Below are 20493 nucleotides of genomic sequence, written 5' to 3'. Positions count from 1 at the left end.
ATAGTTATATTTATCTGTCAACACGTAGCGAAATTTTATAACAATAATATTATTTATTATTCGTATAAATGTCATTTTATGAAAAAATAGCTAGTAAAATTAAATAACCAATATATAGACGCTATATATTGGTTATCAGAGAATTCAGCTATAAAATTATGCAAATCAATCCTCCATTGCCCTCATTTATTATTTTCTCTAAAGTTCTTTGTATTTTAACTTGAACATCTTCTGGCATTTTGTATAATTTATTTTGTAATCCATCCTTAACTAATACCTCTAAAGACTTTCCAAACATATTGCTTTCCCATATCTTTGAAGGGTCATTTTCAAATTGCTCTAATAAGGATTTTACTAATTCTTCACTTTCCCTTTCTGTTCCCATTATCGGTGATATTTCTGCTTGAATATCGGCCTTTATAAGGTGTAATGATGGTGCACTAGCTTTTAGCTTTACTCCATACCTAGTTCCTTGCCTAACTATTTCAGGCTCTTCTAATCTCATTTCATTTAATTGAGGTGAAACCAATCCATATCCTTTTTCCCTCACATCTCTTAAGGCATCTGATATTTTATCGTACTCAATTTTAGCTTTACTTAAATCTTTCATAATATTGAGTAATTCATTCTCACCACCAATATTTCTGCAGCAGACTTCACTTAAAACCTTGTAAAATAATTCTGACTTAGGTCTTAGTTCTAATCTAACATTACCTTCTCCCATATTAATTTCATTAATTCTAGAATCTTGCAAAAATTCAACATTTACTAAATTATCTAAAAATCCCTTAACATCTCTAACTCTATATATGTTATTACACATATCTTTAACTACACCCATAAAATTATCTTTAAGCCAATGAGTGATTTCAAGTTTTTCTATCCATTCTGGCATATCTATATTTATCTCTTTTATAGGGAATTCTTTTAGAACTCTATCAAAAACATTCGTAATATCTGTCTCTTTCATATTAGCTATATCCATAGATTGAACCGGTACATCATATTTTTCTTGTAGAGTGCTTGCAAGTTCTAAAGTCTCTTGAGAATTATGATTTCTAGAGTTTAATATTATCACAAAAGGCTTCTTAATAGTTTTAAGTTCATTTACAACTCTCTCTTCAGCTTCTACATAATCTTCTCTATTTATTCCTGTGATACTTCCATCTGTTGTTACTAAAATTCCAATTGTTGAATGTTCGTTAATAACCTTTTTTGTTCCTATTTCTGCAGCTTCTTCAAATGGAATTTCATGATCATACCAAGGAGTTGAAACCATTTTAGGCTGTTCCCCTTCAGCATACCCTAATGCAGCTTTTACTATATACCCTACACAATCTACCATTCTAACCTTAAATTTTGTTCCTCCATTTAAATCAATTTCAATAGCTTCATTTGGAATAAATTTTGGCTCTGTAGTATGAATAGACTTCCCTGATGCACTTTGTGGAAGTTCATCTTGTGCCCTTTGTTTTTTATAAGTATTTTCTATATTAGGAATTACCATTAGTTCCATGAACCTCTTTATAAATGTTGACTTTCCAGTTCTTACAGGACCAACGACTCCTACATATATGTCTCCTTGAGTTCTTTCTGCTATGTCCTTGTATATGTTAAAGTTCTCCAAAGTAAACCCTCCTACCTGTTAGTTATTATTAACACTACATATATACTTCGAGATTTATTAAAATATTACAAAAAAATAATTAAAGTCAGTTAATTACTTGAAATTAACTGACTTTAATTATTTTTTACATTTCATCTTTTTTGTCTCTTGACATAAGTTCATAGACTCCATACTTAGGATCCATTCCTTCAAAAAGTACCTTATATAAAATATCTGTAATAGGCATAGATACTGCTAAACGTTCCTTTAAATTGTAAAAAGCCTTACAAGCCTTTATTCCCTCAACAACCATTCCAATTTCACTACAAGCTTTTTCTAAAGTATATCCCTTCCCTATAAGAATACCTGCTCTTCTGTTTCTACTATGCATACTAGTACAAGTTACTATTAAATCACCTATACCAGCAAGTCCTGCGAAAGTTTCTTGTCTAGCTCCTAATCTTAGCCCTATTCTAGCTATTTCGCTCATACCTCTAGTCATTAAGGCAGCCTTAGTATTGTCTCCATAACCTATACCGTCAGATATACCTGCAGCTAATGCAATTATGTTTTTTACAGCACCACAAATTTCAACTCCAACTATATCTTCATTTGTATATATTCTAAATTTATTTGTCATGAATTTATCTTGAATTTGCTTAGCAACTTCAATATTTTTAGAGGTTACTACAACTGTTGTAGGAATGTCTAATGCTACTTCTTCAGCATGACTTGGGCCTGATAAAACCACAACCGGATTATTAAGTATTTCCTCTTCTATTACAACTGAAAGCCTTTTAAGAGAATCTTCTTCTATTCCCTTTGCAATATTTACTATTATTGTATCATCACTTATATAGGACTTTATCTTTCTGCTTATTTCTCTCACAGCATGTGAAGGCACAGCTATAACAACAATTTTACTATCACTTATAGCTTCTTCTAAGTTTGTAAAAGCAGAAACATTAACTGGTATTACTACATGAGGCAAATATTTAATATTCTCCCTTTTAATATTAATATCATTTACCACATCAACATTTCTAGCCCATATATTTATTTTATATCCTTTCTTTGCTAGCATAATACTCAATGCTGTTCCAAAACTTCCCCCGCCTATAAAAGAAATATCCGACATTCTATTCCTTCCTTTCTCTAAATTCTAGCTTTATTCCAGTTCCCGAAAAATTAAAGCTTTCCCTTAATTGATTTTCTAAGTATCTTTTATATGAGAAATGTAATAACTCAGGATTATTCACGAAGAATATAAAAGTCGGTGGCTTTATTGTTACTTGGGTCACATAGTAAATCTTAAGTCGATTTACCCCAACTATTGGAGGCTCCTTCATCATAACTGCTTTACTTATAACTTCATTAAGTACTCCAGTTTTAACCCTTTTACAATAATTTTCATAGCATTCTTTAGCTAAAGTCAATACTCTATTCACTCTTTGACCAGTTTTCGCTGAGATAAATAAATACTCGGCATAAGATAAAAATGATAATTTTTCACTAATTATATCTTTAAACTTTTTCATTGTTTTATCATCTTTTTCGATCAAATCCCACTTATTTACTACAATCATTATTGCCTTATTATTATCATGGGCAAATCCAATTATTTTTTCATCCTGTTCAGTAACCCCTTGTTCTGCATCAATAATCAAAACACAAACATCTGCATTTTCAATTGCCGCTAAGGTTCTTACAGCACTGTATCTTTCTATCTGTTCTTTTATTTTACTCTTCTTTCTAAGTCCAGCTGTATCGACTAAAATAAACTTGCCTATTTCATTCTCTAAATAGCTGTCTACTGCATCTCGAGTTGTTCCAGGAATATTGCTTACTATATGTTTTTCTTCTCCTAGCAATTTATTAATTAAAGATGACTTACCAACATTTGGCTTGCCAACTATAGCTAATCTTACGTGTTCTTCTTGCTCATCTGTATATTCTTTATTTGAGAATTTTGATACTATTTCATCAAGCATATCGCCTAGTCCTAATCCTTGTGAAGCTGAAATAGGTATAGGCTGACCAATGCCCAAATTATAAAATTCATAAATATTATCATCATAGTTTCTATTATCAATTTTATTTACAACAATCACCACTGACTTTTGTGCTTTTCTAAGCATTTGAGCAACTTCATTATCAGAGTCAGTCAACCCTTGTTTACCATCAACTAAAAAAACAACAACGTCAGCCATTTCAATAGCAATTTGAGCCTGCCTTCTCATTTGAGAGACTATTACATCTTCACTTTCAGGTTCAATTCCGCCTGTATCTATGATAGTAAACTTTTTGTTTAGCCATTCAGCCTCTGCATAAATCCTATCTCTAGTTACTCCTGGCTGGTCATCTACAATAGCTATTCTTTTTCCCGCTAATTTATTAAACAAAGTGGACTTCCCTACATTAGGCCTTCCCACTATTGCAACTAAAGGTTTACCCATCTTTAATCCTCCTTACAGTGTTCATTTATAATATCAATAAAATCTTCTCCTGTATAATCACATACAATAATTTTTCTATTAAGTATCTTCTCTAAGGCATCAACAGTAATATCGTCAAGCATAATAAGTTCTTTATTATTAGAGAGCTCATATCCTTTTCTAAACATATTATCTGGCAATATAATGTAATTTTCAAGCTGAAAATCTTTTAATTGCTCAATTATATCTTTACCTGTTAACAGCCCTGTAACAGTTATAGTGTTGCCAAAAAAATTATTTATTATTTTCCTAACATCAATTTTTATATTCTTATTTTCGCCCATAATCTTTTGAGCCGCATCAAATATTTCTTTATATGCTAAAGTTCCAGTTATTATTGTAAAGCTACCTTTTAATTTTTTATCTAGTTTATTAAGTGAAGATTCAATATTATTTCTAAATAACCTTACAACTCCTACTCCATCTTCTAATTGTTCAAATCCATTATAGAATCCTGTTTCAGGTATTTCTTTTTCGGCTAAAATGTAGAATTCATCTGATAATCTAACAAAAGGATGACCTACTCTATTAAAGTATTTGTCTTGAAGTTTACTTATAGTATCAATTTCTGCAGTCGCACTTTCTTTATCGAAAAGTTTGAGTTTTACTAAATTTTTTTCTTCTCTAAATTTTGTAACTCCTATAGGAACAGCAGCTACATTGCTTACATATGGATATAATTTAAATAGATCTTCAATTGTTTTTACAAGTTCACTTCCATCGTTATACCCAGGGCATACAACAATCTGACAGTTCATATTAATCTTTGCATCTGCAAGTTTTTTAAGTCTATTGTATATGTTTCCTGCAAATCTATTATTCATCATTCTACATCTAACTTCAGGTGTGGTACTATGTACAGAGACATTAATTGGACTGATTCTATATTTTATTATTCTATCTATATCTTCATCACTCATATTAGTCATAGTGATAAAATTACCTTGTAAAAATGATAATCTTGAATCATCATCCTTAAAATATAAAGTCTCTCTCATTCCTTCTGGAAGCTGATCAATGAAACAAAAAATACATTTGTTATGGCAATTTCTTGGTTTATCCATCATAGGATCAGCAAACTCTATACCGATTTCTTCACTGTATTCTTTCTCAATCTCGATTTCCCACACTTCTTCATTTTGTTTTTTAACTTCTAAAACTATAAATTCATCAGAAATTAGGTATTTATAGTCAATAATATCTTTTACTTCTGAGCCATTAATACTTATTAGAATATCTCCCTCTTCAATTCCTACTTCTTCTGCAATGCTCCCAGACAATACTTTTGAAATTTTATTAAGCATTTTTACCTCCGATACATTTTTCCAAATGTTAGCTCATTAAAATATCTTATCATTAATAATATTATTACGTCAAGTTTAGACAAAGTAATTATTTAATCTCTTGATTCATACCATTTATACAAATTTAAAAACAGCCATTTAAGGCTGTTTCATCAATAATACATATATTAATTTATATTATGCAGCAGTTATTCATTTAAGTCAATTTGATCTCCAGTTACAATATAAATTGTCCATTCGCATATATTTGTAACATGATCTGCGATTCTTTCTAAAAATTTACCTGCAAGTATAAACTGCGTAGCTTGTTCAATCTTAGTATTATCTTTAGTCATCACTGATATCATTTCTATAAATATATTCTTATAAAGCTTATCTATAATATCATCTCTTCTAGACACTTCATATGCCTTTTCTAAATCTCTTTCCACATATGCATCTAATCCATCCCTTATCATAGCACTTACAATTTCACCCATCTCAGGTATGAATACTAATTGTTTAATGTATACTTCGTCTTTTAATCTTCTTGTTATTTTTGCAATATCCACAGCGTGATCAGCCATTCTTTCTAAATCAGTTACTAGATTTATACATGTAAATATAAATCTTAAGTCTGTTGCTATTGGCTGCTGCATAGCAATTAGCTTAATACTTTTATTTTCAATTTCTTTCATTAATTTATCAACTATATCATCATTTTTTATAACTTCTTCAGCAAGTTCCACGTTTTGCTCAGCTAAAGACTTTATGCATAAATGAATCTGCTTTTCTACTACACTTCCCATTCTCAAAATATGATTATGAAGTTCGTTTAATTCCATTTCAAATACTTTTCTTGCAGACATAAACACACCATCCTGTTTTATAAATTTTTATTTATTCAAATATTATTAACCAAATCTACCAGTGATATAATCTTCTGTTCTTTTATCCTTCGGTTTGTAGAAAATATCCTCTGTTTTACCTGACTCTACTATTATACCATTATAAAAGAATGCTGTGTTATCAGATATTCTTCCAGCTTGCTGCATATTGTGGGTAACAATAACTACAGTATAATCTTTTTTTAATTCATCCATTAACTCTTCAATTTTAAGAGTTGAAATAGGGTCTAATGCAGATGTAGGCTCATCCATTAGAATAACCTCTGGTTCAACCGCTAAAGTTCTTGCAATGCATAATCTTTGTTGTTGACCTCCAGATAAGCCTAAAGCACTCTTTTTTAATCTATCTTTTACTTCTTCCCAAAGTACTGCTCCTTTTAAACTTTTTTCAACAATTTCATCTAGCTTTGCTTTGCTCTTAATACCATGTATTCTTGGACCATAAGCAATATTATCATAAATACTCATTGGAAATGGATTGGGACTTTGAAAAACCATTCCTACTTTTTTTCTCAATTCAATAACATCATAATCAGATGATAATATATTTTTGCCTTCATAAATTATTTCTCCGTCAATTTTTACTGATTCAATTAAGTCATTCATCCTATTAACACATCTTAAAAATGTTGATTTTCCGCATCCTGAAGGCCCTATAAATGCAGTTACTGCATGTTTTTGTATTTCCAGATTAACATTATTTAATGCTTGCTTACTTCCATAAAATAAATTTAAATTCTTTACTTCAATTATGTTCATATTGCATCCTCCTTATTTAGTTCCTGCATATCTTTCGTATATTTTCTTTCCTATCATTCTAGCAAATATATTGAACAATAGTACCATTACTATTAATACTGCGGAAGCACCATTTGCTATTTTACTAGCATCTGGGACTACTCCTTCTGAATTAAGTTGCCATATATAAACAGCTAAAGTTTCTGCAGGTCTAAAAATATTAAATGCAGATCCATCACTAATATGTACTACCGGAGCACTCATACCTGCTGTATACAGCAAAGCTGCAGCTTCCCCAAATATCCTTCCAGCAGCTAGAATAATCCCTGTAAGAATTTGTGGTATAGCTGACGGTAATATTACTTTTCTAATTGTCTGCCATTGAGTTGCACCTAAGCCTAAACTAGCTTCCTTAACTTTCTTGGCAGCTTCAGTTATAGAGGTTTCACTAACCCTAGTCATTGCTGGAAGATTCAATATTGTAATTGCTAAGGCACCTGAGATTATTGAATATCCCCAACCAGTCATATTTACAAAGATCAATAATCCAAATAGTCCAACTACAATTGATGGAAGAGATGCCATAGTTTCAATACACAAACGAATTATATTAAGCATTTTCCCTTCCTTTGCATATTCAGATAAATATATTCCCGCACCAACTCCTAAAGGTACTGTAATAATTAATGAAATTATAAGCATATAAAAAGAATTAAATAAGTGAAGTCCTATACCTCCACCTGCTTGTATAGACGGTATTCCAAAAAGAAATTTAGGATTTATCCAATGTCTTCCTTTGAATAAAATTAGAGAAATCAAACTTACCAATAATAGAACTACAAAGGCTGAAATAATATATAAAATTATAGTTGCTAATTTGTCCTTTTGTTTAGAATTCATTATACTTCACCTCTTTTTCCAATGGCTCTTATTATTAATATAAAAATGAATGAAACTACTAGTAATAAAAATGATAAGGACCATAAGGCATTATTCCATTCACTTCCAAATATAGTATTTGCCATATCCATTGTAATGATACTAGTTAAAGTTGAGGTTGTATCGTATATACCTTGTGGGATTTTAATAGAGTTTCCTATAACCATTTGTACAGCCAAGGCTTCACCAAAGGCTCTTGCAATTCCAAGTACTACTCCTGTTAAAATTCCGTTTTTTGCAGCTGGCACAATTACTTTAACAATTGTTTGCCAACGAGTAGCTCCTAGTCCATAGGAAGCTTCTATGTATTGTCTTGGTATTGTTTTAATTGCATCTGAAGCGATACTAGTTATTGTAGGAAGAATCATTATACTTAAAACCAGTATTCCTGCAATTAAACTAAATCCTATACCTCCAAATGCAGCTTTTAATGCTGGTACCAATATTGTTATTCCTATCCAACCATATACAACTGAAGGAATTCCCACAAATAATTCCATGGCAGGTTGGAGAACTCTTGATCCTAATTTTGGTGAAATTAAATTCATAAAAATAGCTAATGCTATACTGATTGGTGCACTAATTATCACAGCACCAACCGAAACTGCTGTTGAACCTAATAAAAATATTAATGCACCAAATTTAGGTATTTCCGCATCAGGTTTCCATTCTGCATTAAATAAAAATTTCACTAAAGAATGTCCATCTTTTATAAAAGTAGTAAGTCCTTTTGAAGCTACGAAAAATATAATTGCTAATGTTAATATTACAATTAAATATCCACAAATAGTAGAAAAAGTTCTACCGATATATTCGTTCTTAATTCTGTTCAGCTTACTGTTTTTATTCATCATACCTACTCCATATTACATATTTTTTAAAACAAACTAAGACCAGTTGTGAAAAAGCCACAACTAGCCTTTGTTATTTACTTATTTTTATTGTGCTTTTAGCTCACTTGCTGAAATATAACCTTGACTCTTTATTATAGCTTTAACATCATCAGATGCCATGTAATCAAGGAAAGCTTTTGTTAAACCTGTAGGTTCCCCTTTAGTATACATGTGTTCAAAAGACCAGAAAGGATATTTTCCTGCAGCAATATTTTCATAAGTAGGCTCTACTCCATCAATTTTTAATAACTTCATACCCTTTTTAGCTTCTTCATTTACAAAATAAGATAATGCTAAGTAAGATATTGAACCTTTTGTAGCTTCGATTGATTTTTGAACTGCTCCACTTGAATCTTGTACTGTTCCTAAACCATCTGCCTCAGATTTTTTATCCATTACAGTTGAAATAAATGTTGCTCTAGTACCTGAAGATTTTCCTCTATTTATTACTTCTATTTTAAGATCATCTCCACCAACTTGTTTCCAGTTAGTTATTTTTCCTGTAAATATATCTTGTATTTGTTGTTTTGTTAAAGAATCAACTTTTACTTCTTTGTTAACTACCATTGCAAAACCAATTCCGCACACCTTGTGGTCTATAAGTTGTTTAAGTACATCTGCTTCCTTAATTTTATCTTCCGCTGGTACGTCAGAATTCCCTATTTGTACAGCTCCAGATGCAACTTGTGAAAGTCCAGTACCACTTCCACCACCTTGGATATTTATTTGAGCTTTAGTGTTCTTTTGCATAAACATATCAGCTGCTGCTTTTGCTAGTGGTTGTAATGCTGTTGATCCTGATGCAGTAATAGAACCACTTACTTCTTCTACCTTATTTTCTGCTGTCTGAGTTTTAGCAGTATCGTCTTTTTTTGCATTACTGCTTCCACAACCTACCAAAGCTCCTCCTATAAGAGTAATTGCTAAAGCTGCAACTATCATTTTTATTGATTTTCTTTTCATCCAAAAAACCCTCCATTCGATTATGTAACATTTTCAATTAATCATCACAATTATTATATTACTTTAGAAAAGTTAACCTAGTATTATACTAATGTTAATTAAAATTAACATCAGTAATACCTTAAAATATTTTTTCCTTATTCAATAATAGTATTCGTGGATTTAAGATATTATATGGATTTAAAAATAAAATCATTTATTTTAAAGGTATGCAAACAGTGAATTTAGTCCCTTTTCCAACTTCGCTTTCAACAAATATTTCTCCTTTAAAAGATAAAACTATATGTTTTACAATAGCTAATCCCAAGCCAGTTCCTCCTCTTGCCCTAGACCTTGCTTTATCAACTCTATAAAATCTTTCAAATAATCTAGGAATATGTTCTTTAGGAATACCTACTCCAGTATCTTCTATACAAATAATGCATTTTGAGTTTTCGCTTCTAGCACTAATTTTAACTGAATCTCCTTCTTCTGAATACTTTATTGCATTATCAATTAGGTTTATTAACATTTGTTTAAACTTATCTTTATCTCCTACTACAATAGGATCCCCTTCAGTAAATATCTCCAGCGAAATATTTTTTTTATCTGCTGTATTTTTTATTAAATTGTATACATCAGTAAGTGACTGAACTACACCAATGTCTTCCTTAACCTTAAATTCTTTATGCTGCTCTATATCAGATAAGGTTAAAATATCACTAATTAGCCTTGTTAGCCTATCCGTTTCATCATCGATAATATCTAAAAACTTCTCTCTTGTAGCTGAATCTTCAACATATCTCAAGGTTTCTGCAAAGCCCTTAATAGAAGTTAAAGGAGTTTTTAACTCATGAGATACATTAGCTACAAATTGACTTCGCATATTTTCTAGCTTTCTTATATCAGTAATATCTTGTACTACTGCAACAGTTCCAATATGTTCTTTTTCACTAATAATGTCCGCTGTTTTAACTTTTAAAACTCTTCTTTCAGGCCATAAAATTATTATTTCTTTATTTTCCTCGCTGGTCTTAAATACTTTTTCTAGTTCATAATCTCTGATGTTGTCCATGAAATTTTCACCGATAATATTCTTTTGTATCCCAAAAATTTTCTCTGCATATGGATTTATTAGAATAACTCTATAATTTCTATCAACTGCAATTACTCCATTATCCATACTTTTCAAAATTGCCTCTAGCTTATTTTGTTCCCCAATTGAGTCTTTTAAGGTTTCATGAAGTCTATCAGCCATTCTATTAAAGGTTTTAGCAAGTTGCCCAATTTCATCGTTAGAATTTATACTAACTCTCCTATCAAGCTCACCTTTAGCAACCCTTGAAGTTATAAATTCAAGATCTTTAATTGGTTTTACAATTATATAGGATAATTTTGAAGAAAAAAATATTGAAATTGCGAAAACCATTGATAAAACAAAAAAGTAATAATGCAGGTATTTCCCTTCAAAACCTGTAATTACTTCAATAGGCATTGAACTTCTTATTATATATCCATCTCCAAAAGCAGTAGCAAAATAAATCATAGTTTTATTTAGAGAGTTACTATACCTTGCAGCATAAGCATTTCCATATCTTCTTGCCTCTGCAACTTCTTTTCTATTATTATGATTATCCATGTTTTCCAAGTCTGCGTGGGATTCTTCAACAACAACCCCATTCTTATCTATTAAAGTTACTCTAAATTCAGAATTCTTAAAGGTCTTGAAGTATGTATCTAAATTTGAAATTAGATTATGCGAAATCAAATTAATGCAAATTTCATTGTTATTTTTTAGTCTTTTTTTTGTACTTTCTTCATGTTGAAAATTTAATATAGTCATGTACAAAGCAGTAACTAATGCTAAACTTAAAATTATAGTACTTAAAATAGATAGCATAAGCTTATTTTTCATCTTCATATTATTCACCTTGATTAAACCTATATCCAATGCCTCTTATGGTTTCAATATATTTAGGATTTTTATCATCATCCTCTATTTTCTTTCTCAAATGTCTTATATGAACATCAACAGTTCTTGTTTCACCTATATATTCATAACCCCAAACTTTATCTAAAAGGAAGTCTCTAGTCATTACTCTTCCCTTATTTTTAATAAGCACTTCTAATAATTCAAATTCCTTTAGTGTTAAGTCTACCCTTTCATCATTTCTTATAACTTCATGCTTATCAAAATCAATTGAATTATTTCCGAATTTAAATGTCTTTTCAATACTCTGTTGTTTAGTTCTTCTTAAAACTGCCTTTGCTCGTGCAATCAATTCCCTTATAGAGAAAGGCTTAGTTAAATAATCATCTGCACCTAATTCTAATCCTAAAATTTTATCTAATTCCTCACCCTTTGCAGTTATCATTATTACTGGAGTGTTAGAAATAGAGTTGTCTTTTCGTATTTCTTTGCACACATCATACCCATCCATACCTGGAAGCATTAAGTCAAGAAGTATTAATTGAGGTAACTCTTTTTTCGCTATTTTTAGAGCTTCTATTCCATCTGATGCACATATAGTTTTGTAACCATTGTTTTCTAAATTAAATTTTATAAGTTCTCTTATATGTTCTTCATCATCAACAATTAATATTTTTTCCTCAGCCATTTCTATAGCCTCCTCATTTATTATATACTATATAAATATTTTATCTTAAAAATATAAATGAAAACATTCTACCTTCTTTATTAGAAGATTTCCTATAAGAATATAACTCAAATTCATTATTACAAGATGTACATTTATTAACTAAATTTATTTGATTTAGTCCTATTCCAATTGAATTTAATTGATTAATTATACAATTCTGCAGGCTTAAATTTCTTTTATAAATTATTTTTTCTTTACTGAACTCATTAGATTCAAGAAATTTTTCTATTAAATCAACCCCAACTTCATAACAGCATCCCATATTATGAGGTCCAATATATATCGATAGATCTTTCAATTTACTTTCATAAGTTTTTTTCATTTCTTCAATGCTTTTAAGTACAATACAGCCTAAGGTTCCCTTCCAACCACTATGAATAGCTGAAACTGCTTTATTGACCTTATCATAAATTATTATTGGAACACAGTCTGCTGTAAAAACACCCACTGCTACTCCTCTTTTATTTGTCATAATAGCATCACCTTGAATTATTTTACCATCATAAATATGAACTATATCACTGTGTATTTGCTTTAAATAACCTACATCTTTTAGTTCAAACCATTCTTTTAGCTTATTAATATTTTCTATACCCTTATTATTATTAGGATTAAAATTCAAACCTCCTTCTGCAGAAGAAAAATATATTTCTGCCTCATTATCCTGAAATTTCATAAACTTATAAATATCATCAACTATTATTAAATTTGATTCAATCATATTTATCTCCTTAATAATATTTTAACATCAAACTATTAATTTATTTATATTGTGTTAAAGAACTTAACTTTATTAACTGTATTTTAACATAACAAAAATGCCCTATACTTAATTAGAGCACTTTTTTATTTGACATTAAATTTTTAATTTCCTCAATAAAAGTATTTATATCTTTAAATTGTCTATACACTGATGCAAATCTAACATATGATACTTCATCAATCTTCTTTAATTTTTCCATGACTAATTCACCAATTAATTCTGATTTTACTTCAGACAACATGTCATTGCTTAATTTCTTCTCTACTTCTTCAGCAATTTCTTCAATTTGTATTCTAGATACAGGTCTTTTTTGACATGCTATTATTAATCCATTTATTATTTTTGATTTATCAAAGTACTCCCTATTAGAATCTCTCTTGATTACTAATATTGGAATATCATCTACCTTTTCATAAGTAGTATATCTCTTATTACAGGACAGACACTCCCTACGCCTTCTAATAGCCTTATGGTCCTCTGTTGATCTAGAGTCTACAACCTTACTTTCTTCAAAACCACAAAACGGGCACTTCAAAATATCACTCCTCACTTGTATAAACAATTTTCCTTTTTTTAAATTATACTATTAATGAATAAATATTACTACTATTTGTTATGTATTAACCATTATTAAGATTAACTAAAATAATATCCTTACCTATTTTTGTTATCTTGTCCCATTCAATTTCAAAATCATTACTTTTAGAAAACCAACCACTTTTTTCTCTCGGTATCAATATAGACATTATTTTATACTCGTTGTATTCGATTACTAAATCTTTAATATATCCCAATTTGGTTCCAGTACTTATATCTATAACCTCCATCATTTTTAAATTATTAATTGAATAATATTCCATTATTATCAACTCCCCTTTCCCATTTATTCTTTACATTATATGAGTAATTCATTTTATATATTATAAAAAAGTAATAAAGAGCCCTAAGGCTCCTTATACATGTTTTCTCATATGTTTTAAAGCAGTTTTTTCTAGACGTGAAACTTGTGCCTGGGAAATCCCAATCTCATCTGCTACTTCCATTTGTGTACGTCCTTGAAAAAATCTCATATTTAAAATTAATTTTTCTCTATCATTTAATCTCTTCATAGCTTCTTTTATTGATATATTTTCAATCCAACTATCATCCATACTCTTACTATCACTGATTTGGTCCATTACATAAAGAGCATCACCGCCATCATGATAGATTGGTTCAAATAAGGATACTGGGTCTTGTATTGCATCAAGGGCAAATACAACATCTTCTCTTGGAATATTTAACTCCTTGGCTATCTGGGCTACTGTTGGTTCCTTATTTTCTTTATTTACTAACCTATCTCTAACCTGAAGAGCTTTGTAGGCAATATCTCTAAGAGATCTACTAACTCTAATAGAATTGTTATCTCTTAAATATCTTCTTATTTCACCTATTATCATAGGAACTGCATATGTGGAAAATCTCACGTTCTGACCTAAATCAAAGTTATCAATAGCTTTTATTAGTCCTATACATCCTACTTGAAATAAATCATCCACATTTTCTCCTCTATTATTGAATCTTTGGATAACACTTAGTACTAATCTTAGATTACCCCTAATAAATTTCTCTCTAGAATCATCATCACCATCCTTCATTTTTAATAATAATTCTCTCATTTCTTTCTCTTTTAATATGGGTAGTTTTGAAGTGTTTACTCCACAAATTTCAACTTTGTTTATCATCATAGTATCATCAGCTCCCTAATGTAGTCACATTTTAATTATCTCCTAGGGAGTGTTCTTTTATACTATGTACAATCTATACCAATTTACTTATTTCTTTTTTCAATCTTCTTATAATTCTTTTTTCTAATCTTGAAATATATGATTGTGAGATTCCTAAAATATCTGCTACTTGCTTTTGAGTTTTTTCTCCTTTCCCTGTTAATCCAAATCTTAACTTAATTATTTCCTTTTCCCGTTCACTTAGTTTCTTCATTGCAAAAAGTAATAGCTGCTTATCTACTTCATCTTCAATTAAATTATAAACTATATCATTATCAGTTCCTAATATGTCAGATAATAATAGTTTATTTCCATCCCAATCAGTATTCAAGGGTTCATAAAAGGAAATTTCTGCTTTTACTTTATTATTTCTCCTTAGATACATAAGTATTTCATTTTCTATGCACCTTGAAGCATAAGTTGCTAATTTTATTTTCTTTTCTGGATCAAAGGTATTTACCGCTTTAATTAAACCAATTGTTCCTACAGAAATTAAATCTTCAACTAAGACACCAGAGTTTTCAAATTTTCTTGCTATATAAACTACAAGTCTTAAATTTCTTTCTATTAAAATCGTTCTAACACTATCATTACCTTCTATTATCTTCTGCACTAAATCCTCTTCTTCTTCTTTAGATAAAGGCGGTGGCAAAGCATCATTACCTCCAATAAAATAAATGCTTTTATAAAAAATCTTAAATTTTGTTAATATCTTATTAATCAAAATGTTTATAAACTCCAATGATTGTGCACCTCCTACAAAATTCCCCTAGATAATAAAGCATTATACTCATTAATACTACTTAATTTATTTTCACAAAAACCAATAATCACTTGTCTTTCAAAGCTCTCTTTTTTATTGTGTATTTTAATGTACTCTGGCTTAAAGCCTTCCATATTATCGTTTTTACCATTTACCACTTTATATGGTATTATATACTTGCTATAAATCTTCACAGGCATATTTTCAAAAATACCTTTTTCAAGTATCATTACAGGTAAATTCGTTGCAGGTTCTCTTAGTTCATTTCCCGTATCTAAAAATGCTTTTACTCTAGTAGAATTTTTATCTGTTATAATATCAACATCGTAAATCAGGTTACTCAGCTGATTTCTATCTCTTATATAAACAATTGTCCTATGTAAAATGATATAAACTATCATTAGTGCTGCCAGTATATTTTTGTAAGAAACCCTATTAATAATTAGCTCAACCGTACTACTGTTACTTACTTCTATAAACAAGCAAAAACCTGCTAATAACATTGCATAAAGGATAAAAATGATAGTAGCTTTTAAAATAAAGAAAAGTTTTTTAAAATTGTAAAATGAAATCCAAATAATAGCTATAGCAAATATAATCTTAAATGGTAAGGAAACCAAAAATGTTCCACTCATAAATAATGATAAAAGTGCATATATAACACCTAGAATACCTCCAAAGCATATTAGATGAATTTTTAAATTAACTCGTAAGGTTTGTGAAGTTATATAAATTAGGAATACATTTACAATAAAATTTTGTAATACAAATACATCTAAATATAATATCAACCCCTTTCCCCCTTTTCACATCCTTAAGAATAATTATATATGTATTTTTTTTAAAATTTTGTCATTTCTTATTATGTTTAATTTTTTTTATTCTTCACTTTTTACCATCAAACACCAATTAATTCAATAAAAAAAGGATGCCATTAGCATCCTTTATAAAAGTTTTAATCTATTAATTTATTTATTATATCTTCTTAAAAATGCAGGTACCTCTAAGTTAGCTTGATCAAATTCACGAGTAGCAGCAGCTTCATGTTTTGCAGTGCCTTCTTCTAACGGTCCTTCATTCTTTTCAAACTTTCCAAAAGATTTTTCTTTTGTTGTATCGTTAAACTCAGAAAGTTTTTCTTCAAATCCTGTTGCAATAACAGTAATTCTTATTTCATCTTTTAGATTCTCATCTATTACAGCTCCAAAAATAATATTTGCATCTGGATCTGCTGCTTCTTGAACAATTTCAGCTGCTTCGTTTATTTCAAGTAAACCTAAGTCAGGTCCACCAGTCACATTTAAAAGCACACCTGTTGCCCCAATAATAGATGTTTCTAAAAGAGGACTTGATATAGCTTGCTTTGCAGCATCCTTTGCTCTATTATCTCCGTTACCTTTACCTACACCCATATGTGCTAATCCTTTATCTAGCATAATAGTTCTTACATCAGCAAAGTCTAAGTTAACTAAACCCGGAATTGTTATAAGATCAGAAATACCTTGTACACCTTGTTTTAAAACATCATCAGCATATTTAAAAGCATCTTGTAAGGAAGTCTTTTTATCAACTATTGCAAGTAGTCTTTCATTAGGTATAGTTACTAAGGTATCAACTGTATCTTTTAAATTTTTAATACCCATTTCTGCATGAAGCATTCTTTTTCTTCCTTCAAAAGGGAAAGGTTTTGTAACGACTCCAACTGTAAGTATTCCCATGGATTTTGCAATTTCCGCAACAACCGGAGCTGCTCCAGTCCCTGTTCCTCCACCCATTCCAGCAGTGATAAATACCATATCAGCTCCTTTAATTGCTTGAGCTATTTCATCTTTACTTTCCTCAGCAGCCTTTCTACCTATTTCTGGATTAGCACCTGCTCCAAGCCCTTTTGTAAGCTTATCTCCAATTTGAATCTTTTGGCATGCTTCCGATACAGCAAGTGCTTGCTTATCTGTATTAATCCCAATAAATTCAACATTTTTCAATCCGGCTTTAATCATTCTATTAACTGCATTATTACCGCCGCCACCACAACCGATTACCTTTATCTGGGCAAATTGTTGTACATCAACATCAAAATCTAGCACAATAATACCTCCTTGCTAAAAAAAATCCGTAAAGAAATCTTTTATTTTTGATAAAAAGCCTTCTTTTCGTTCTTTTATATTTTCTTTTACTTTCAAATTACTTACATTTGTATTAGATTTACCCTTTTGAACGTGAACATTTTTATTTATTTTTAAAGTACTTACTACATCATTTATTGTTCCTACAACAGTTGCATACACAGGACTGGAAGTTCCAGTATACTTTGGCGTTCCGATTCTTATAGACTTGTCCAAGACTTTAGTTGCGAATCCTGTAATTCCTTTAAATAAAGCCAAACCTCCACCTACAATTACTATACCAGAAATTTCATTATCTAACTTACTTTCTACAAGAATTTGTTTAACATAGTACAGTATTTCCTCAGTTCTAGCCTCAATTATTTCATTTAAATACGATAAACTTACGTCTTTAAGTTTGTCATAACCTGCATTAACTTTAATTATTATGTCATTTTCGTTGGTTGTTTTTTCTAAATTACCATATTTAATTTTTAATTTTTCCGCTTCAACAAAAGGTATTTTTAAACAAATTGCAATGTCATTTGTTATATTATCTCCACCTAAAGGAATCATGTTAGTATAGCAAAGGTTGCCGTCTTTATAAATAGATACATCTGTTGTTTGAGCACCTATATCTATGAACGCCACCCCTATATCTAATTCTTCTTTTTTAGAAACTGCCTTTGAAATAGCCTGCTGTTGAAGTACTTCACCTTCAATGTTTAATCTTGCTCTATTTACGCTTTTTCTTAAATTATTTATAACTGTGCTTTTTGCAGTAACTACCTGAGCCTCTACTTCAAGTCTCATACCACTCATGCCAATTGGCTCAACAATATGTTCATATCCATCCACTATGTACTGTTGAGGCACTACACCTATTATCTCTTTATCTGAAGTAACAGAAATCAGTTTCGCAGCCTCTATTACTCTAATAACATCATTATCTTTAATTTCTTTATCATCAGAAGAAACTGCAACTATTCCTTTGTTCCATGTTAGCTCACTTACTCCAGAAGGTAATGCTAAGTATACCTCTTCTATAGATGCATCTACCATTCTCTCTAAATTAGAAATACACTCTATTATAGATTGAGAAGTGCTATCTATGTCAACCACCACTGATTTTTTTACTCCTGAGCATTTTACTGAGCTTATACCAATGATTCTTACTTCTCCATTACTATCAATTTTACCAACAGCACCGTATACATTCGATGAACCGATGTCAAGCCCAACTATATAGTCGTGCATTAGGCTTCCCTCCTTCACAGAGTACCTCTAACTATTATATTCAACAGAAAGATGTTTTTCCCTTTGAGTTTAATTAAATTTTTTATTTGCTAATAAAAACCTCAATAAAACCAACAATAAAATTGATTAAATGCAACTTATTTCCAATAACTAATTAAGTTCATGCACTTTTATTTTAACATAAATAATTAAGCTATACTATATATTTTCTGAATTTAATAGATAAATTAAACTCAGAAAATATTTATACTATATTCCTATCATCCTTTTTAACATCTCTTGATCAACAGAATAAGTTAGTGAATCTTCCTTTGAAATTAATCCGTTCTTATATAATTCTACAAGACTCATATCCATAGTCTTCATTCCATATTTATTGCCAGTTTGTATAGAAGATTGAATCTGATGAGATTTTCCTTCCCTTATTAAATTCTGAATAGCTGAATTTGTAACCATAATTTCAAATGCACCAACCCTACCTTTTTCATCAACTCTCGGTACTAATTGCTGAGAAATAATACCTTGAAGAACAGCAGATAATTGTATTTTAATCTGTTGTTGTTGATATGGAGGGAAAACATCTACTATTCGATCAATAGTCTTAGCTGCTCCTATAGTATGTAATGTTGATAAAACTAAATGTCCAGTTTCTGCAGCTGTTATTGCAATTGAAATAGTATCTAAATCTCTCATTTCTCCTACTAGAATTACATCTGGATCCTCTCTTAGTGCAGCTCTTAATGCAGCTTGATATGATTTTGTATCTCTTCCTACTTCTCTTTGATTTATAATAGATTTATTATGCTTATGCAAAAATTCTACAGGATCTTCAAGAGTAATTATATGTTCTGCCCTTGAGCTATTAATCTCATTAATCATGGCTGCTAAGGTACTGCTTTTACCACTTCCAGTTGGTCCGGTTACGAGAACTAAGCCCCTTTGTTTTTGAGTTAGTTCTTTTACTACCGGTGGCAATTTAAGATCACTCAAAGTTGGTATTTTAGACGCTACTGATCTAATAGCTGCTGCATGACTTCCTCTTTGCTTATAAACATTTACTCTAAATCTTCCAACACTCGGAACAGAAATAGAGGTATCTAACTCTCCATTTTTATCATATTCATCAAATAAATCCCCTAATAATTCTTTTACATAAATCTCTGTATCACTAGAATTTAATTTGTAATTACCAATGGGAGTTAGTTTTCCGTTTATTCTTAAGATTGGAGCAGTACCAACCGTAAGATGTAAATCAGAGGCATTTTCATTAAATGTTTTTTCCAATAATTCACTTAAAGTTATCAAAATTTATCCTCCTAATATGTCTTAAATACTAGTTATATTTTATATTAATATGTAATTTAATAGTATATAT

20 protein-coding genes are annotated in these 20493 nt (G+C 30.1%); all 20 read right to left on the bottom strand.

The features are described from left to right. Positions 1-148: 148 nt before the first annotated feature. Positions 149-1627, bottom strand: coding sequence for a stage IV sporulation protein A (gene spoIVA, locus CLHOM_RS05435; protein ID WP_052220680.1), 1479 nt, complete (start codon positions 1625-1627; stop codon positions 149-151). A gap of 124 nt (positions 1628-1751) precedes the next feature. Next, positions 1752-2744, bottom strand: coding sequence for an NAD(P)H-dependent glycerol-3-phosphate dehydrogenase (locus tag CLHOM_RS05430; protein WP_052220679.1), 993 nt, complete (start codon positions 2742-2744; stop codon positions 1752-1754). Position 2745: 1 nt separating this feature from the next. Then, a complete protein-coding gene (gene der, locus CLHOM_RS05425) occupies positions 2746-4062 on the bottom strand; it encodes a ribosome biogenesis GTPase Der (RefSeq protein ID WP_052220678.1) in 1317 nt (438 codons plus the stop codon). A gap of 2 nt (positions 4063-4064) precedes the next feature. Next, positions 4065-5405 carry a DUF512 domain-containing protein gene (locus CLHOM_RS05420; protein WP_052220677.1) on the bottom strand — a complete coding sequence of 447 codons (1341 nt, stop codon included), beginning with the start codon at positions 5403-5405 and terminating at the stop codon, positions 4065-4067. A gap of 188 nt (positions 5406-5593) precedes the next feature. Then, positions 5594-6253, bottom strand: a complete 660-nt coding sequence (gene phoU / locus CLHOM_RS05415; protein WP_052220676.1) for a phosphate signaling complex protein PhoU — start codon at positions 6251-6253, stop codon at positions 5594-5596. Positions 6254-6298: 45 nt separating this feature from the next. Beyond that, positions 6299-7051: a phosphate ABC transporter ATP-binding protein PstB gene (gene pstB / locus CLHOM_RS05410; RefSeq protein ID WP_052220675.1), complete on the bottom strand. Its 753-nt coding sequence runs from the start codon at positions 7049-7051 to the stop codon at positions 6299-6301. Positions 7052-7063: 12 nt separating this feature from the next. Further along, positions 7064-7930: a phosphate ABC transporter permease PstA gene (gene pstA, locus CLHOM_RS05405; protein ID WP_052220674.1), complete on the bottom strand. Its 867-nt coding sequence runs from the start codon at positions 7928-7930 to the stop codon at positions 7064-7066. Further along, on the bottom strand, positions 7930-8820 hold the full coding sequence (pstC, locus tag CLHOM_RS05400; RefSeq protein WP_052220673.1) for a phosphate ABC transporter permease subunit PstC: 891 nt from the start codon (positions 8818-8820) through the stop codon (positions 7930-7932). The genes pstA and pstC overlap by 1 nt, the downstream gene beginning before the upstream one ends. Positions 8821-8907: 87 nt before the next feature. After that, complete coding sequence (locus CLHOM_RS05395) at positions 8908-9825, bottom strand: phosphate ABC transporter substrate-binding protein (protein WP_052220672.1); 918 nt, start codon at positions 9823-9825, stop codon at positions 8908-8910. 196 nt (positions 9826-10021) lie between these two features. After that, complete coding sequence (gene pnpS, locus CLHOM_RS05390; protein WP_052220747.1) at positions 10022-11719, bottom strand: two-component system histidine kinase PnpS; 1698 nt, start codon at positions 11717-11719, stop codon at positions 10022-10024. A 7-nt stretch (positions 11720-11726) separates the two neighbouring features. Further along, entirely contained in the window at positions 11727-12422 is a 696-nt protein-coding gene (locus CLHOM_RS05385; protein ID WP_052220671.1) for a response regulator transcription factor, read from the bottom strand. Between the two features lie 40 nt (positions 12423-12462). After that, positions 12463-13185 (bottom strand): peptidoglycan editing factor PgeF, encoded by a 723-nt coding sequence (gene pgeF, locus CLHOM_RS05380; protein WP_052220670.1) that lies wholly within the window; start codon positions 13183-13185, stop codon positions 12463-12465. A 112-nt stretch (positions 13186-13297) separates the two neighbouring features. Then, a complete protein-coding gene (nrdR, locus tag CLHOM_RS05375) occupies positions 13298-13762 on the bottom strand; it encodes a transcriptional regulator NrdR (RefSeq protein WP_052220669.1) in 465 nt (154 codons plus the stop codon). 85 nt (positions 13763-13847) lie between these two features. Further along, the gene (locus tag CLHOM_RS05370; protein ID WP_052220668.1) at positions 13848-14087 is read right to left on the bottom strand and encodes a YlmC/YmxH family sporulation protein; all 240 of its coding nucleotides are present in this window, start codon (positions 14085-14087) and stop codon (positions 13848-13850) included. A gap of 93 nt (positions 14088-14180) precedes the next feature. Then, positions 14181-14954 (bottom strand): RNA polymerase sporulation sigma factor SigG, encoded by a 774-nt coding sequence (gene sigG, locus CLHOM_RS05365; RefSeq protein ID WP_052220667.1) that lies wholly within the window; start codon positions 14952-14954, stop codon positions 14181-14183. Between the two features lie 73 nt (positions 14955-15027). Beyond that, positions 15028-15726 carry an RNA polymerase sporulation sigma factor SigE gene (gene sigE, locus CLHOM_RS05360; RefSeq protein ID WP_423230627.1) on the bottom strand — a complete coding sequence of 233 codons (699 nt, stop codon included), beginning with the start codon at positions 15724-15726 and terminating at the stop codon, positions 15028-15030. 23 nt (positions 15727-15749) lie between these two features. Then, positions 15750-16547: a sigma-E processing peptidase SpoIIGA gene (gene spoIIGA, locus CLHOM_RS05355; RefSeq protein ID WP_052220665.1), complete on the bottom strand. Its 798-nt coding sequence runs from the start codon at positions 16545-16547 to the stop codon at positions 15750-15752. A gap of 177 nt (positions 16548-16724) precedes the next feature. Continuing rightward, positions 16725-17843 carry a cell division protein FtsZ gene (ftsZ, locus tag CLHOM_RS05350; protein WP_052220664.1) on the bottom strand — a complete coding sequence of 373 codons (1119 nt, stop codon included), beginning with the start codon at positions 17841-17843 and terminating at the stop codon, positions 16725-16727. Between the two features lie 15 nt (positions 17844-17858). Further along, the gene (ftsA, locus tag CLHOM_RS05345; RefSeq protein WP_052220663.1) at positions 17859-19118 is read right to left on the bottom strand and encodes a cell division protein FtsA; all 1260 of its coding nucleotides are present in this window, start codon (positions 19116-19118) and stop codon (positions 17859-17861) included. Between the two features lie 249 nt (positions 19119-19367). Beyond that, positions 19368-20423, bottom strand: a complete 1056-nt coding sequence (locus CLHOM_RS05340) for a type IV pilus twitching motility protein PilT (protein ID WP_052220662.1) — start codon at positions 20421-20423, stop codon at positions 19368-19370. Between the last annotated feature and the right edge of the window lie 70 nt (positions 20424-20493).

It is taken from the genome of Clostridium homopropionicum DSM 5847 (assembly GCF_001263795.1).
In the GTDB taxonomy this organism is placed as follows: domain Bacteria; phylum Bacillota; class Clostridia; order Clostridiales; family Clostridiaceae; genus Clostridium_H; species Clostridium_H homopropionicum.
The sequence above is the reverse complement of the archived record's forward strand: the minus strand, read 5'-3'. Positions and strand labels throughout refer to the sequence as shown.